10 protein-coding genes are annotated in these 16,733 nt (G+C 35.7%); 7 read left to right on the forward strand and 3 right to left on the reverse strand.

Features of this window, described 5'->3' with window-relative positions; all coding sequences use genetic code 11:
- The gene (locus ACMAZI_RS07345; RefSeq protein WP_162929629.1) at positions 1 to 147 is read left to right on the forward strand and encodes a hypothetical protein; all 147 of its coding nucleotides are present in this window, start codon (positions 1 to 3) and stop codon (positions 145 to 147) included.
- 75 nt (positions 148 to 222) lie between these two features.
- Positions 223 to 2,409: a glutamine synthetase III gene (locus ACMAZI_RS07350; protein ID WP_162929628.1), complete on the forward strand. Its 2,187-nt coding sequence runs from the start codon at positions 223 to 225 to the stop codon at positions 2,407 to 2,409.
- Positions 2,410 to 2,447: 38 nt separating this feature from the next.
- On the opposite strand, the gene ACMAZI_RS07355 is transcribed toward ACMAZI_RS07350, so the two are convergent.
- The gene (locus tag ACMAZI_RS07355; protein WP_115363143.1) at positions 2,448 to 3,185 is read right to left on the reverse strand and encodes a glutathione peroxidase; all 738 of its coding nucleotides are present in this window, start codon (positions 3,183 to 3,185) and stop codon (positions 2,448 to 2,450) included.
- A gap of 330 nt (positions 3,186 to 3,515) precedes the next feature.
- Between ACMAZI_RS07355 and ACMAZI_RS07360 the strand changes: the two genes are divergently transcribed.
- On the forward strand, positions 3,516 to 5,615 hold the full coding sequence (locus ACMAZI_RS07360; protein ID WP_412473462.1) for a hypothetical protein: 2,100 nt from the start codon (positions 3,516 to 3,518) through the stop codon (positions 5,613 to 5,615).
- 75 nt (positions 5,616 to 5,690) lie between these two features.
- On the forward strand, positions 5,691 to 6,515 hold the full coding sequence (locus ACMAZI_RS07365) for an SAM-dependent methyltransferase (RefSeq protein ID WP_412473461.1): 825 nt from the start codon (positions 5,691 to 5,693) through the stop codon (positions 6,513 to 6,515).
- A 24-nt stretch (positions 6,516 to 6,539) separates the two neighbouring features.
- Here the strand turns inward: ACMAZI_RS07365 and ACMAZI_RS07370 are convergent, their stop codons facing one another.
- Positions 6,540 to 8,318 carry a S41 family peptidase gene (locus ACMAZI_RS07370; RefSeq protein ID WP_412473460.1) on the reverse strand — a complete coding sequence of 593 codons (1,779 nt, stop codon included), beginning with the start codon at positions 8,316 to 8,318 and terminating at the stop codon, positions 6,540 to 6,542.
- A 341-nt stretch (positions 8,319 to 8,659) separates the two neighbouring features.
- Between ACMAZI_RS07370 and ACMAZI_RS07375 the strand changes: the two genes are divergently transcribed.
- The 3 genes from ACMAZI_RS07375 to ACMAZI_RS07385 are packed head-to-tail and all read left to right on the forward strand — an operon-like array spanning position 8,660 to position 11,478.
- On the forward strand, positions 8,660 to 9,331 hold the full coding sequence (locus ACMAZI_RS07375) for a hypothetical protein (protein WP_120404949.1): 672 nt from the start codon (positions 8,660 to 8,662) through the stop codon (positions 9,329 to 9,331).
- Between the two features lie 39 nt (positions 9,332 to 9,370).
- Positions 9,371 to 10,456, forward strand: coding sequence for a hypothetical protein (locus ACMAZI_RS07380; RefSeq protein WP_115363133.1), 1,086 nt, complete (start codon positions 9,371 to 9,373; stop codon positions 10,454 to 10,456).
- Positions 10,453 to 11,478, forward strand: a complete 1,026-nt coding sequence (locus ACMAZI_RS07385; RefSeq protein WP_412473459.1) for a hypothetical protein — start codon at positions 10,453 to 10,455, stop codon at positions 11,476 to 11,478. Before ACMAZI_RS07380 ends, ACMAZI_RS07385 begins: the two co-directional genes overlap by 4 nt.
- On the opposite strand, the gene ACMAZI_RS07390 is transcribed toward ACMAZI_RS07385, so the two are convergent.
- Entirely contained in the window at positions 11,465 to 16,426 is a 4,962-nt protein-coding gene (locus tag ACMAZI_RS07390) for a hypothetical protein (protein WP_412473458.1), read from the reverse strand. The two genes, ACMAZI_RS07385 and ACMAZI_RS07390, sit on opposite strands and share 14 nt — an antisense overlap.
- Positions 16,427 to 16,733: the final 307 nt, after the last annotated feature.

Here is a 16,733-nt window from a genome sequence, read left to right on the forward strand (position 1 = left end):
ATGTTACCACCAGATGCATATGAAGCAATATTAAAAATGGTCTTTGTTTTAATGGCAGGTTGTGTTCTTTGTATGTCTAAAATCAAGGCCGAAACAATTGATTACTCTCAAAATAATCAATTCCAAGAAATTCAAATTTCTCAATAAGATTTTGTTGGCATAAATATTCATCCTTTCCTATAATATTGGTAATAATAACTCACTGCCATGGAGAGGAAGTATATGAGTGTTCAAAGTAGTCTTAATGACACTATCAATCAAGGCTTAAGTTTTTTTCGCCCTAAAGATACAGCTGGAAATTATCATAAGATATCAGATTATTTCGGTGAAAATACATTTGATATTCAAACAGCAGAAGAAATCCCTGATTCTATAAGAGAAGAAATTAACGAAGTCATTAATAGTAACGCTCAAATCACAGAGTCTCAGGCGCAGATTGTGGCAAAGGCCGTAACTGCTTGGGCCCTAAATAAAGGTGCAACTCACTTTTGCCATTGGTTTCAACCTTTAACAGGTGCAACTGCTGAAAAGCATGACGCCTTTCTTGATTACGATTATTCAACAGGCCAGCCAATAGAAGAATTATCAGCGACTCAACTTATTCAAGGTGAGCCGGATGCATCTTCTTTCCCAAATGGGGGAGCGAGATCAACTTTTGAGGCCCGTGGTTATACTGCATGGGATTTAACATCTCCAATGTTCTTAATCGGCTCTGGACAGTCAAAGACGCTTTGTATTCCAACGGCCTTTGTTTCTTATCACGGAGAAGCTCTTGATATTAAGACTCCATTACTAAGATCAAATTCAGCTCTTGGTGAAGTCGCAAAGAAATTCTTGCACTTAACTGGAGAAACTGATGTTAAGCGCGTTATCGCAACTTGTGGGGCAGAACAAGAATATTTCCTAATTGATAAGGCCTATTACTACCAAAGACGCGACCTCGTAATGACAGGACGAACTCTCTTTGGTGCTGCTTCAACAAAGAACCAACAACTAGATGATCACTACTTTGGCGCTATTAATGAAAGAGTTATGGCGTTTATGGAAGAGCTTGATTTTGAACTTCATAAATTAGGGATTCCTGCAAAGACTCGTCACAATGAAGTTGCTCCAGGACAATTTGAAATTGCTCAGATTTTTAGAGATGCAAATATCTCTGCAGATAATAATCACATGGTAATGGCGACAATTGAAAACGTGGCCAAGCGCCATGACTTTGAAGCTCTAATGCATGAAAAACCGTTTGCTGGAATCAATGGATCAGGTAAACACCTAAATTGGTCACTTGCAAGTGATACTGGAATCAACTTATTAAACCCAGGAAAAGAGCCTCACCAAAATTATCGCTTCTTAGCTTTTACTGCTGCCGTAATTACTGCGGTAGATCGCCATGCAAAATTACTAAGAGCTTCTATTGCTTCTCATAGTAACGATCATAGACTTGGTGCAAATGAAGCTCCTCCTTCTATTATTTCAGTTTTTACTGGATCAACAATTGAGAAAATTTTTAAAGCAATTAAAGAAAAATCTGACTTTGCTCCAGAGTCTCAAGAAATACTAGATCTTGGTGCTGGACAACTTGCCAAGCTTCCAAAAGATAATACGGACCGAAATCGTACTTCGCCATTTGCTTTCACTGGAAATAAGTTTGAATTTAGAGCATGTGGTTCTGATCAATCAATTGGGTTTCCACTAACGATTCTCAATGGAGCTGTGACAAGTGTTCTTGAAGAAGTTAATCATAAGCTAGAAAGCAAAATTAATGAAGGAACACCTGTTGATCAAGCCTTATTAGATGTTTGTCATGAGTTATTAAATGAGTCATGGAATGTAATTTTCAATGGTGATGGTTACTCTCAAGAATGGTTAGAAGAAGCTGAGCGTAGGGGACTACCAAATCTTAAAACAACTGCAGATTGTTTAGAGTATTTAGTTAATAAAGACGAGACTTCATTTTTAACTAAGCATGGTATTTATCGCAATTCTGAATTAGAGACTCTTTATAACGTTCACTTAGAAGCTTATATCACTAAGCGTGAGATTGAATTTAATACTCTCATTGGAATGGTTAATCAGCATGTAATCCCTGCAGCGATTCAATATAAAGAAAAACTTACGAATTCAATTCTAGCTAGTAAGTCATGTAAGGTAGAGGCAACTGTGGAAAAAGAGCTTCTAAAAGAGCTACAATTCTCTCTTGAGGGTGCATTTGAGCAAACGCGAAACCTAAAGAATGCCCTAAGTGACTTACATGAGAAAAACTCAGAAGAAGAAGCTGCTAGAAAAATTGCTTATGACTTAATGCCTGTAAGTGAATTGATTGCACAAAACTGTGCTAATCTTGAGCAGATCATTCCTGATGATATGTGGCCAGTTCCAACTTACTTTGAAATGCTTTTTTGTATTTAAGATATGTAGAAGGCCAGCTTAATGCTGGCCTTATTTTTTTACTTTGAAGCGTATAATTCTTCTAATTTATCGCGTCCACCAATCAACTCCCCGTTGATAAAAATCTGAGGAACTTTTGTTTGGCCTGTGATAGCGAATAAGGCCTGATTTGAAGTATCCTTACCAAGGATTATTTCATTATACTTATGGCCTTTTTCTGTTAAAAGCTCTTTTGCACGATGACAGTGAGGACAACCTGGTCTTGTAAATAGAGCAATGGCCTCAGGTGCTTTAGCTTTCGGGTTTAAGTATTTTAACATTGTATCAGCGTCAGATACTTCAAATGGGTCACCTGGTTTATCAGGTTCAATAAATGACTTTTCTACCACACCGTCATTTACCACCATTGAGTAACGCCAAGTACGTGACCCAAAACCAATATCTGATTTATCAACAAGTAGTCCGATACCTTTTGAGAACTCACCATTACCATCAGGTAGGACGTGAATATCTTCTGCGTTTTGATCTTGTATCCAAGCATCCATTACAAAAGCATCGTTTACTGAGAGAACATAGATCTCATCAACACCTTCTTTTTTGATTGCATTGGCCAGTTCATTATAACGAGGTAGGTGTGTTGATGAACATGTTGGCGTATATGCACCAGGTAGTGAGAATACGACAACTCTCTTTCCCTTAAACACATCATCATAACTTAAATCTACCAGGCCACCATCTCTATAAACTTTAAATGATGTCTTAGGTACTTGTTTTCCATCAATACTTTCAAATGCCATGTTTTTTCTCCTAGTTATTTACTCGTTTATTGATTATTAAAACTTCTTAACGTTCAACGAATTTTATCGTTATATTCATTATCGAACGCTTTATAGTATAAATCCAGTAAATTAATATTAAGTCGCATTAGATAATATCTATCACTATTTAGTCGTAAATATATGAAATTAAGCCAGTGTTAATAATGGATAAGAAAAATCTTGCTTCGCGTCGATAAATGAACGAACATCCCTTTTAGGCTAAGAATCTGTATTGCACGTTAGTTTCCGTTTCTTTTCCTACCAAAAGTCCATTGTGGATAGTCCGCAGGGGAAATAGGGGGATGAACCGTGAACACTAAAGGTAATGCAGAGAAGAACTTGAAAACTCTACTTCTCATTTTAACATTCACAACTTTTACTAATCTAAATCTTGCTTTCGCACAGACAGGGCAGGAATCTGTTCAATTTTCTAATTTCAGTGTTGATAAGTATAAGTTAGAAAGTGAGTTTTCCGATACAGATCTGGCCGACATATCGCCAATTTATAAAACGATTTATGATAATTACGAAGCAAATTACCAGTCCATTGGTGATCGACTTAGTAATGAATCAAATGGTTTCTTTGGTGGTGTCAATCTTGTGGGGTGGAGACACGCTGGAAATTTTCATGGTTTTAAAGTTATGTTTAATCGCTCAGCTGCACCTTCTCTTTTTGATGAGGATCAGTATCTTGTAAATGATGAGATGGTGATTGAAATTTCTGCCCGTAATTTCTTAAGCGCTCTTCAAGAAAAGGGGATCATTGATATTGCTCCTGGGGTTTTGAAGTCTTATAGTAATTTATCTCTTAAAAGAACAATTCGCTACAATCACTTTGCTGCAAATGCAACGGATGCTCTTCAGACAAACTTTGATCGTTTATTCTTTATGTATCGTTATTTGAATCCAGAAAATTTTGATAAATTAAGTGATTACGATTTTATCAAAAAAGAAGATGCACTTACTTTTGCAGCTGGAGCGGCAGCAACTGCTTCCTATCAAGGTATTGGTGTTGCAGCTGGTGCACTTGCTAGCTATGAAAGAAAGTCCTCTGTTGAAATACAAAGACTTGGCCCGGCAGATAATGCAAAAGAAAATGAGTTAATACGTCTTACAGCAGAAGATTCTAAGTTAATTTCAGCTGGAGCAAATATCACGCTTATGGCGGACTTTTTAAATATTGTTAAGCTTACATTATTTCGCTATGACTTTAGTTATAGTTTTGAAAAATCATATAAGGCCTATATGTCTATTTATGTTCAGGACTTACATGATAGAGAGAAGTTATCTGAGTTAAAAAATGTAACTCGTTTTGGAAAATTTAATTATTCAAAATTAGCAGATAATATAACTAGCTATGAAAATCGTAAAAAAGAATTAAAAAAGAGTAAGTACTTGGCCTTTATTATAGGTGGGGTCAAAGACTCTCAAACAGAATCGACAGAGGTCGTAAAAGATGGAAAGGTTTATAAATTCTTTTCTCATCGCTATGAACGTCTATCGTATACACAAAACTTTTTTACTAAATTACTTAATATCGTTCTTGGTCAACTAGTTGGCTATGATCAATTAATCTCAAATGATCGAGTTGATTCTAAGGTCGTTGATATCAATTATGAATCAAATGAGGAGCTTATTAAGTCTCGTCGTGATTTTGATATCTTTAGCTCTAATGTCTATACCATGACCCTTGATCAGCAAAGCAAGGTAAATAAGGACTATAAGTGGAGTAAGAATAAAACCGAAAAAAAGATGAGAGGTCTTATTAGAGATCGCACTCAAAGTTATGGTAACTTTGCTTCAGTCTTTGATAACTATACAGTTAAGGCACCTGCTGAGTTTTCATCTACTATGACAATTGATAATTCTAATATGGCAAATTTCTTAAATCGTAATTCATCTGAAGTTTACGATATCTTTAAAGAAGCTTGTGGTGGAAAATCAAAGAACTTTTTTAGACGCCTAAGGTCTTTTTTCAGTGCTTGTCGTCACAAGCTTTATCGTTCATATGGGACATTCTTAAAAGAGTGGTCCGTTGGAAAGTATACTTCTGAAATAAAAAGAAAGTGTGAAAGAAAGTATCGTTGGAAGTATTTCTTTAGGCCTTCAAAGCGCAGAAGAATGGTCGCAGCATGTATGGAAATAGGTTCAAAGCAACTCTATGCAAAGTATAAGCATGAACTACCACTGTGGCGTTTTAAAGATATTGCTTACAATATTAATAATCACGTTGAAAAAGACTATCTCATTCGTCGACTATTTGGTTCTTATTCAAATAAAGGAAGTTTTAGTGCTAATTTAAATGGTTCAATACCTTATAAGAATTATTATTCTGAAGGAGAGAATAAGGAGAATATCTTTACTCAATTTCAGATTGAACAAAATCTTCGTTCACCTGCATCATTATAATTTCAATATACTTGTGTATACGCCCATAAACAATTTATGGGCGCATGTGCATATAAATCATGTTAGGATGGGCCTATGAACGATTTTTACTTATTTTTCTATCATGAAAAGCTAAAGGATCTTCTACTTGAAGAAATTAAGTTAAAGCATCCTAAGCTTAGATTAAGTTTCTCTAATAAAGAATTCATCAGTATGAAAGGCCCTTCTTCATATGAAGAACAACTAACATCAAATCCCTTAATCTTTGCACGCAGACAAGCAGTCTTTAATGAGAAGAGTCAGGAAAAGCCATGTGCTGGAGAGTTTGTCGCAGTCTCAGAGAATCAATTCTGGTCTTATCGTACAATTTCTACTTCGCTCGATACATTTGATATTGAAGAGGTTGAATTAGCGCAGGAAGTACCTGCTCGTGCATATCATAAGATTAACCAAGCATTTACACTATTTAATATAGAGCTATCATCAGATGATCAGGTTATTGAAGTAGGGAGTGCTCCTGGTGGAATTTCATACTATGTATTAGAAAGAGGTGCTAAGCTCGTCTCAATTGATCCTGCTAAGATGGATCCAATTATTAGTGAAAAGTTCGGTAATAGTTTTGAACATATTAAAAAGAGTGTATTTGATATCACTCGAACTCAATTACCAAAACATTGTGATTGGTTGATTTCAGATCTAAATCTAAATGGAGACTTAAATACAAATCAATCTCGACGCATTATGGACTTTTATAAAGATATTAAAGGTGGCTTTCTTACGATTAAAACACCAGTCTTAAGTGATTTAGAAAAGATTGATTTGTGGGTAAAGAACTTCTCGGATAAATATGATGTGACAGTTTTTCATTTACCATCTCATCGCAGAGAGATCGGCTTTATGATAAGGCCGCTTAATAAGTAAGATCTATTAAGCGGCCGAGATCAATTATTGATTTAATACTTCAATTGCTTTTGAAATCCATCCTGACATGTAGTTTTTAGAATCTTCTAATGTCTCTACATATTCAATATCTGCCTTAACAGGTACATTTTCTGAATTTAGTTCATAGGCCGAGTCTAAACCTAGGTCCTGTTTGTAGCTAACTTCAGATTGTCCGTAACCAAATAGCATATTAGGGATCTGAGTAGAGAATACATGAAAACGGTCTTTAAACTGTGTATTGTATTCATCATTTGAGCGATAACCTGCCCCTGTTCCATTAGCATGTGTACCTATTAACTTAGCTCGTTTTGATCCTTTAAGAAGAATACTTGTGATATCACACGCTGAAATACAATTTGGAGAGATAAGAGCGACGATTTTTCCATTGTAACCACCAACTTCTTCATCTGCTTTAATATCTTCATTTTGTACAGCTCTAGAGTATGGACGTTCGTTATATGCTGCTTCAAAGAATGCATCTGATTGTCTTTCCCAATCCATTCCATTGATATCTTTAAATAACTCTCTTACCCCATAGTATTCTATTAATTGGCGCATATAGCGTGTTGTTGCTGTTGCCCAAGTTGCATTTGGATAAGTCTCATTCTCTTGAGTTAGCATTGAAAGTAGTTGTGCAGGGTAACCACCGTTTCCACCACCATTATTTCTTATGTCTAGAATTAGGTCTAGGCCTTGATCTTTAAAATATTTAATGTTTTGTCTTAAAGCATCAAGGAAGCTTTTGCTTTGGCCATTGTTATAAACAGTCGATACCGAAAATGAATTTACAGCAAGGTAAGCATAGGCTTTAGTGTTTTTAAGTATTAAAGCTGAGTGAACAATTGGACTTCCTCCACCATTTGCAGATGTCCAATTCTCTAGTTCAATTGCACCTTTTGGTAGTCCTGAATCGAAGCCTTTTACTTTTAGGCTAGTGTTCTTTACAAATTTTCTTTCTTTATCTGAAAAAGTAAATCTTAACTCTTTAAGCTTTAGGAAACCTTTTTGCTCAAGGTAGTATGAAATATCTTTCTTTCTAATAACTGATGTATCACCAGAGAAATAAAGTGGTAGGCGTACTTTATAAATGCTTCCGTTTTTAGCACTCTTAATTTCTGCATCAAAGAAAGGTCTTGATGGAAAAAGGAAGTATCTTTCTAATAGAAAACGTCCTGCTTGTGACTTTGCAAAACCAACACTTGATGCATCCATATATGGCATAAGGTTTTTCATGGCCTCTTTTACTGGTACACCGTCAACGCTTAGTAGCTCATCTCCAAGTTCTACTTGCTCGATAACTCCTGAGCGGCTTTCTAAAACCGTCTTTTGAATAACTTTCTCATACATTTGTGCAATAACAACTTTATCACTTGCTGGGATGTATTTAGTATTAAAGCCAGATACAATCCAAGGTGCAGGGATATGAGTGTTAAGTCCAAAGTGAGTATCTTGGAAAGTTGCGATGATCTTTTTAGTACGATCGTAGAAATTCATATTGCTTCTTGCTTGTGCAATTGCACCATCGACATCAGCAATTGTTTTTTCTGTTTCGATTGCCTCTTTAAATAACTTATCTCCATCAACACCGATACGCTTTTTCTTAATTTCCCAAAGAGCGTATTCTGCTTTTGTTTGCTTATAAAGATCAGTTAAGATTTCTACACGGTCTGCCTGATCGATATACCAAAATTCTTTGCCAGAAAAGGCCGTTTTATTGATTGCCTGAATATTAAAAGAAATATTGAGGATGGTTAAGATTAAGACATACTTTATCGTATTCATGGGGCTCCTTTTGTGAATGAGGGAATTTACCAATCCTTGATGTACACGTCATGACTCTTTGCGTAAATATCTGAAAGCATTACAAAAATGACTCTTTTCATATGGTGGCATGTTGACACTAATAATTGTTGTAAACAGATCTTTTTTGACGAATATGGCCAAAACTGTTGTTAGATTTTGAATAAGATTTTCATTGGCCCTTTATAAGCACCTATTTTTATAGGTATTATATGTGCACTCAAGGAAAATGGGGAAATCTTAATATTTGGATGAGATTTTACTTTTGGTTACTGCGCTTTCTAAGATGGTCCCCGGTTACATACTCTATGGAGGAGAGAGATATGATTAAGCAATTAGCTGTACTACCTGGTGTTATTGTAGGAACAGGACGCCGCGTAAAGCGTATCTACCGTTCGGAGCTTAGAAATATTACTGAGGTTGATGAACTAAAAGAATTTCAAAGATTGGCCTACCAAAGAATTGGAGTTAAGTTTCCAATCGACTTTCTTGCTAGAAATAAAACATTCGCACTTTTTAATCGTCACGGCGTTATGTGTGGTGGTTTTACTTTTGCACTAGGAAGTGACTCACGTGTTGTTAAAAGTCTTCCAGATGAGGCCTTAGCAAAACTTAAAAAAGATGTACCTGACTTTGAAAATGATCTCTTCGAGGCAACTGCTCTTTGGATGTCTCGATATCAACGTTGTCGTATGCTTGGAGTTTACTTCTGGCTTATGATGTATCTTGAAGCTACTAAGATGAGAAGAAACTTCTATATCTATGCATATTCAAGTTCTAAACCAAAATTAGGTGAAATTTATAATACTATTAGACCTTTTAGACTTTATAAAGGATATACTAAGTTACTTCCAGGGATGACTGAACCAGATGATGAAGTTATCGAGTATGGAACAATGATGAATGTCCACTTTTCATTTGGTCGTATTGTTACTTTCTTATTAAAGAGATTAGTTAGAGCAAGATCAGTAAGAAAAGTTAAATCTTACACTTAGACTTTTTTTAGTCAGATTTAAGTCCTTAAGGAGGCGTCTATGTTGACCTTAGAAGAGGTCATGGAACCATATAGTCATATCAGACTCGCTACAAAATCCGATAATGACGCCATCTTAAACTTCTACAAAGATATACATATGCAAACAGGGACAGAGTCCCTGTCTTTTGATCGTGGTGATAACTTCTTTGAATTTTATGAAAGAAAAGGAAATCACTACTGGAGCTTCGTCTTTTTAAATGATGATGAAACAATTTGTGGAGTAGGGACTATTATTAGGCAAATTCGCCATGTTGATGGAGAGTTTCGACCAGTTGCTTATTTTTGTGACTTACGAGTTTCTCCCGTTGGAGGCAGAAGAGCTAAAGTTCAATGGAGAAAATTGTTCAAAGATATCATTGAGGCCCTGCCAAATTTAAGTGAAGAGTTAAGATGTGAAATGTCTTATACTGCAATTTTATCTGATAATGAGCGTGCCATTAAATCCTTGACGAAAAATGGCCGAGGTTTCAATTACCGTCATATTGATAATTACCATGTTTACTCCGTTGTCTGTCCTCCAGTTTTTAATCCAGCAAGAGGGCGAGTTCAAAAAATAAATTTTAAGAAATTTAATGATTTCTATCGTAGTGAAAACTCTAATCTTGAACTTAGAGAGCAGATCACTGATGAGAAGGACAATAAATACTTTGGTGTATTTGATGGAGCAAAGCTTTGTGCAGTTTTTATGATTACAGACAAGTCATTAGGACGTCGTTATAAATTATATAATATGCAAGCACCTAAGAGGCTATTAACAAAGCTTGTTCAATTAATGGGAAGGCCAGGGGTTAGTAACGGTATCTTACAAACTCTTGAAGTTCTTTATTTATCATTTGAAAGATCATTGAGTAATGAAGCAAAAAAAGAAATGATAATGAGTATTCTAAAATATTTCAGTCTTAATAAGACGATGAATGATTTTCATATTTGCAATTTATATACAGGTCAGGAAAAGTTTAATTTCTCGTACTTTATTGATGGGATAATCGTTGAATCGACAGGGCATATGTTTGAAATTCACGGTGATACAACAGGTCCTCTTTGGCCAGTGAGAAAATTTCGATTTGAAGGAAGTGTTCTGTGATCTTTTCTATTTGGCCATTTAGTATTTTAAAAAACCGTTACCTCTCTAGAGATTGGGTAGGTGTTTGGTATGAGATTCTAAAAGAAAGAGGAGAGAATGATCAATGTGTTATTGGTAGGGCCAAATATATTGATGGTGATATTCATGAGCCTCAGTATTTTGAATACTCACACTCCTTAATGGATGGTAGTGCTTCAATCCCTTTTTATCTTACTAAGCTTGGGGCAAAAAGAGGTCCAATCTTTTCTAATTACAAAAAAGAGATTAGTTTCTTTGATCATATTAAACTTGCTTTTAGAGCAAAGGATATCTCACCAGCACACAAACCTGATTGGAAAATTCAAAGTCAAAAACGACCTAAGAATAATTATGAGTTTGCGCTAAAGGCCTTAAGTGTAGATGAAACAAAAAAGTTTAACGATTACTTGAAAGAGAATAAACTTTCGCAAAATATCGTCATCTTAGAATTATTAAATCGTTTTGTATTTGAGTTGATAAAAGAAGAAAGTCAAAATGAATCATATTCTTGGTTACTTCCAATTAATATTCGAGGCATCGTCAATAAAATTAATCCTTATGAGAATCATACATCATTTGTCCAGATGCGCTTAAATGCTAACTCTACATATGAAAGTATTAGAAAAGTTTTTAGTGCAAAAGTTAAGACTTTAAATCATATAGGACTTTGGTGGGTACATCACATAGGCGTGCTCTTTGGTCGAGGCTATATGGCAAAGTTATCTCGTAAATCAGCAGGTAAAAATTTTTGGCTTGGTACATTTTCAAATGTCGGTTCATGGGATGTGAGAGATGAAACTTATAATAGTTTAGGGGAGCAAGAGGTGTGGTTTGCAACGACTCCTGGTTCAAGAAATTTTCCCATTGGATTAGTGGCCATGGAGTTTAATGCTAAACTTTCTCTTACTTTAAAAGTACATCCTTTCATAAGCGAAAATCATGTTGATACTGCAAAACGTATCTTAGATAAAATCACCACTGAAATAAGATCTAATTACAGTTAAGAACTTGCACTGGTGGTGTAGCGCTTTGAAGTGCGTTCGCTGTTGCTTGTGGAATACAATAAACATTAGAGTTCCACTTCATTCCTTCAAGGAAGTAGTCAACGCGTCCTAATTCATTATCATTATCATAGTTTTGCATGAATCTTTTTACATTACCTGCACCAAGTTGATCAGCGTCCTCAAGAGTCTCTTCAGGAAGTCCGTATTGTCCGTGAACAAGTCCAAAAGCAACAAAACCTTCTGCACACATTTCTCTTTCACATGCAATTACCGCTAGTTTCTCTCGGTCTGTCATCATACCTGTTGTTGCTTCAAACTCTGTGTCTGGTAATGTTTGTAGCTCACTTGAAACATAGCGATTTGTATAGGCCGTTACATTAGTATAATTCTTTAGCTGACATTTATTATTTTGTGGGTTGATGTATCCCGTACAACACATATTAGCATCATCTCCTGCTGCCATTTGAGTTCCTGCTGGCATACAACATGCAAACTCATCGGCCTCAAATACTGTCTTAAAGTCTTGTCCGGCCTGTGTTGTTGTATCAACATCTCTTGTCGCGTTAGTTAGTCCATTTAGAGTATAGAAGTCATCAGTATATTCATCTTGATTAGCATCAGGAGCAGCTCCATTTGAATATTCTGGAGTCGCAGCTGCTGATCTATATATTGGTTTTCTACACATTGGGTAGGAAGCTGATGTATCATGAACAGATTCAATATGATCCTTTATGACAACATTAGGAATACCTGTTAGTTCATAATAACTAAGCCATTTCGTTATATCTAAAGCGATAGGCTCTGGGATATCGAGTAGAGAACATAGATTACCGTTTAGAGCATTATTCCCATCACATGTGGCCTTGTCTTGCTCAGCATAATTATAACATTTGAAATCAGATAGGGTTTGTTGACCATGGGCCTGCATCTTATTAGGGCCCCATTCATGGCCGCCACCATTTTCATCTTTATTAAAACTTCTGACCCAGTTTTCAGAACAACACATCTTCTTACCATATGTTGTTAGTAATTTGTATTGTCTATCAACAGATGGTGTTGTTGGGTCTGAGATATCAACTGTGAGATCATTTCTTTGGATTTCCATTGTATTAAGAGAGTCTGTATTTCTCTCGTACTCTGTTAGAACATTTCCTGAGAAGCGTGTTGCTTCCTTGGCCCCGATTTCTGCTGCAGGAACTCTTTCAAGATCAACAGTGTCTGTTGCTGTAATAGATGAATCTGTAGAGATAGGTGAGCCAGTCGTTTCTAGAGTCGGAAGTTTAAATGTATTTCCAATTTCTGAACAACAGCGATTATTTCTAATATCGTAGTCACTGTCTGTTACTCTGGCCGGTTGAGAACACACAAGTTCTGTTTGCCAGAATGATAATTCATATTGGCTTGTTAGAGTTAAAATATCTTCTAGTGCAACACCTTTAGTGTTGTCGGCCACAAATTTAGAAGCTGAGCAGTCTAGGTCTGTGAAACAAGTTGAACCTGGCGCTCTTAAGCAAGCGTTGACAGGTAGAGATAGACTTTCGATTATACTTGTATCACTTTCATTTAGATCTGTTAGAAGCTCTTCGTTTGTTAGACCATCAAATACTTCTAAGAAGTATGTACTTAAGTTTTGAGAACGTGATAGTAATTGAAGTTCTGTCGTCTTAGTTGTTACATCTTGAAGAGGATCAAATGCTACATAATTTCCATTAGTATCAAAAGTAGGGCAGCTTAAGAACATATTCTCATTAGTATTATTTTGCATATCTGATACTGTATTACCCATATTTCCAATAAAGTCAGGCATGAATTCAGATGGTTCATCCATAGATGTTACGACATCTTCTAAGTTTGCATCACGGCCTGGTAGACAGAGTCCTTTTACATCATTAAGGATAAGATTTCTTCTTGCTTGGTAGTTTGGCTCTTCATCACCTCTATATTTAAAAGGTCTTCCAAGGCTTGGTGCCACTAAACCTACAGTTGAAACCATTTCAGTATCATTGTCAGCTTGCCCATTTTGAAGAGCTAGAGAAGTTGCTTTTCTAGAGATACGATTATTGAAGTATTTGTTGTCTGCTCCTTCAAGAGGTTGACAGTGATTATTAAAAGAGCAACCGTGAAGTTTCTTTGTCCCTACAGCAGTATATGAAATAGATGATGAATTTGTTTCATTATACTCTGGTCGACAAGCAGCACCGCGACCTCTATATACACATCGTTTCACATTACCTGAAAAAGTACCATTTAAAGATAGTAGGCGATCTATATCTAACTCTTGTGGAATCTCATTAGCATTGATATCAAAGTTTGGATATGGAGAAGATACTGTTGATATATTCTCACATACATAATCCCAACCAAGAGATGAAACACATTCATTATCTGTGTTACAAGTATGAACTTGCTGACAAGTGGCACCATCTGTTTCAAAGTCAGTTGTTGGAATACTAATACTTCCATTAATAGTAGAGTCTTGAACAGTTACTGAATAACTATTTTCAACTGTTTGATCTGAAAATTTAGCATTTATTGCAAGAAATAATTTATTCGTTGTGGCCTTGATACGTCTCTTCGTACCTACAGCAAACCATTTTACTCCATCAAATGAACCAATGACTGATCCATAATTGAAACCATACCAATCGCGATCATAACCATTGGCGACCATGAAGTGTTGTGTACGCATACGATTTAATCTCTGCTCTTGCACATCTTCAAAAGTCTGATGGGCCCATCCAATCATTGTTGCTGGAACAAAACAGGCGCGTCCAAAGAGAAAATCATCAGAGCGGTATTTACTTGTCTCACTTCTTGAAGAAGTGGAAAGGTCTGGCTGGTAACCAGCAGGACCATTTTCAAATTCATTAGGGAACATTTTTACAGAAGAAGCGTAGTAGTCATTTCCACAAGATGAACAGCTAGAGTAGTTACCACCTGATACAAAAATATCATACGTTGTACCTTCTTTAACTTGAATCTCTTTAGCTGGTTTTGCTGAACTACTTGTTAAGTCAAAACTTCCGTATATTTCATTAAATCCAACATATCCATCAATATTATTTGGCTTCGCCTTGTCTCCACTAATATAAGCAAAAGCAGATCCTTCTTGAGCAAGTGTAGGGTCGGCGATGACATCTGAAAGAGTTAAGTCTTTCTTTGCTACACCGTTTGAGTCAAAGTATCTTTGAGGTGCAGTCTTAGCAGAAAGATAAAAGTTTTGTTGTAGCGGAGGATCATCTTGTGTTGGTTTTAAATAACACTGATAATCTACAACTGTATCACTCGTGTTTCTAACCTCTTCAAGAGCACATTCTCTTAGTGCACACTTACAATATGATGCGATTTCTGCTTGTGCCTTTTCTTTTGCATCAAGTATTGTTGTGTGATTAGTTAAATCAACATAAAAGATGATCTTTACAGTTTGTGAGTCTTGTACAATATGTGAGCTATTAAAGACAACTTCATTGATTGCACCAACTTCTAAGTTCCAAGATGTATTTTGTGTACGAGTTACATCATCAACTTGTACAACTAATTTATTTCCTAGATTTGCATAGTATGGAATTTGAAAGCGTTGTGTACCAGGGTAGTGGTCTGTGATAAGGCCTTCATTTTGTCCTTGTTTATACACCTTATAACATTGTGCCTGGAAGTTATTGATTCTCTTACATGAAACATCAGTATAAGCGTCTATTTCTAGATTTTTATATTTATTATCTTCATCATATGCTGTGGTAATTGTAAGCTTTGTTGTGTCAGTTAAGTTGTCATTTTCACCTGAGATTGATACTTCTCCAGGTCTAACTGATGAGCCATTTTTATAGATAACTGCATTTTGATATCTTACTTCGTGTACAGAATTTAAAAATGGTTTAGTCCCTTTATAAATATAGTCAAAGTTTGTATCATCGATATTCGTTTCGTAATTTGAAACGAGATCTGTACGCGCACCTTCATAAATAGTTGTACAAATACCTCTTTCTCCATCGATTGGAGTTGTACACTGATATAATTGTTTTAAACGATTAAAGCGAATAGCTGCTTCTTCATCTGGAGTATATTGATCTTCGTTATCTGTAGGTGGAGTGCTTCCTACTGTACAGATATTGTAATAATTTGGATAATTGTAAATAGCAGATGGATTGAGTTCAATTTCATTAAGAATTGAATTTGGTACTGTTTCTGTTTTTTGTGAAAGATCTTGAACACATTGATTATTTAAACAGCAAAAATCACTTCCGTATGTTGCACATGCACTATCGCTACTGCAGAGGTTATTGCTCCCACCACTATTGTCGCCATTGTATGTAAAATAAACTTTAAAGGCCAAGTTGTTTCCAAGATTCGTTGATAGGTCTTTTCCCATTGAGGTGGCAAACTTAAGTGGCCCGGAAGTAACTGAAACATTTGATAAACTTGAAGAAAGGTCTGAGACTTTGTATGTCACTTTAGACCAGTCAAGACCGTTTGCTGTAAAATAAGTTTGTAAGTTACCGCAATAGCTCTGTGATAATCCGGCATCATCCTTACGATAAGTGAAACGTATAAAGTATTCACGTGATGAGTCTTCTACATTTATAGTGTATTGTGGAAAACCAACCACAAGAAGAGGTGTTCCCGAATTAATAGAAGGAAAATTAACAACTGCACAATATGTGTCTGCTAGGTTTTCTTTAACGTAATTGTGTACACCTTCACCTTTAAGTGTAATCTGATCATCAAAGTAATTATCAATTTCAAAGACTGAAGAGTAAGTGCTGCCACCATATTGAATATATGTTGCCGACGACTCAAAGTCTGGTTCGTTGATGTTACTACCAACGTCTTTACTATCTGTACTAGAAGTTAGACGATTATTGGCCGCTTCAGGTACACACGATGACGCCATCACTAGCACTAGTGTACTTACCAGTATGAATTTTAACTTATCCGTGTATTTCTTCATTTACTATCCCAAGTAATTATCGTCTCAATCACGTAACTACTTAAGATTAATATAAAGTAAGGTTAAAAAATGCCGTAGTAATTTTCAACTTTTATGAGCTTTCAGCTAGTTGCACCTGAAATCTGTGGACTTAAACTTGATGGATTAGCTCAGATAGTGGGCATTCATATCTTTTTATTTAAATGAACTCAATGTGACTATTTTAATTGTCAAAATATCACCATATTTAAAAAAGCTGTTTTTGGCCCCTAATATGCTCAGTAGAACTTTATCTATCTGATTTTATTGATCATTACTAAATATATAG

It is taken from the genome of Halobacteriovorax sp. YZS-3-1 (genome assembly GCF_047084945.1).
Taxonomy (GTDB): domain Bacteria; phylum Bdellovibrionota; class Bacteriovoracia; order Bacteriovoracales; family Bacteriovoracaceae; genus Halobacteriovorax_A; species Halobacteriovorax_A vibrionivorans.

Bases quoted from the DNA above. Each gene is read 5' to 3' on its own strand.
- ACMAZI_RS07345 (WP_162929629.1), top strand. From the start codon at position 1: ATGTTACCACCAGATGCATATGAAGCAATATTAAAAATGGTCTTTGTT.
- ACMAZI_RS07350 (WP_162929628.1), top strand. From the start codon at position 223: ATGAGTGTTCAAAGTAGTCTTAATGACACTATCAATCAAGGCTTAAGT.
- ACMAZI_RS07355 (WP_115363143.1), bottom strand. From the start codon at position 3,185: ATGGCATTTGAAAGTATTGATGGAAAACAAGTACCTAAGACATCATTT.
- ACMAZI_RS07365 (WP_412473461.1), top strand. From the start codon at position 5,691: ATGAACGATTTTTACTTATTTTTCTATCATGAAAAGCTAAAGGATCTT.
- ACMAZI_RS07370 (WP_412473460.1), bottom strand. From the start codon at position 8,318: ATGAATACGATAAAGTATGTCTTAATCTTAACCATCCTCAATATTTCT.
- ACMAZI_RS07375 (WP_120404949.1), top strand. From the start codon at position 8,660: ATGATTAAGCAATTAGCTGTACTACCTGGTGTTATTGTAGGAACAGGA.
- ACMAZI_RS07380 (WP_115363133.1), top strand. From the start codon at position 9,371: ATGTTGACCTTAGAAGAGGTCATGGAACCATATAGTCATATCAGACTC.
- ACMAZI_RS07390 (WP_412473458.1), bottom strand. From the start codon at position 16,426: ATGAAGAAATACACGGATAAGTTAAAATTCATACTGGTAAGTACACTA.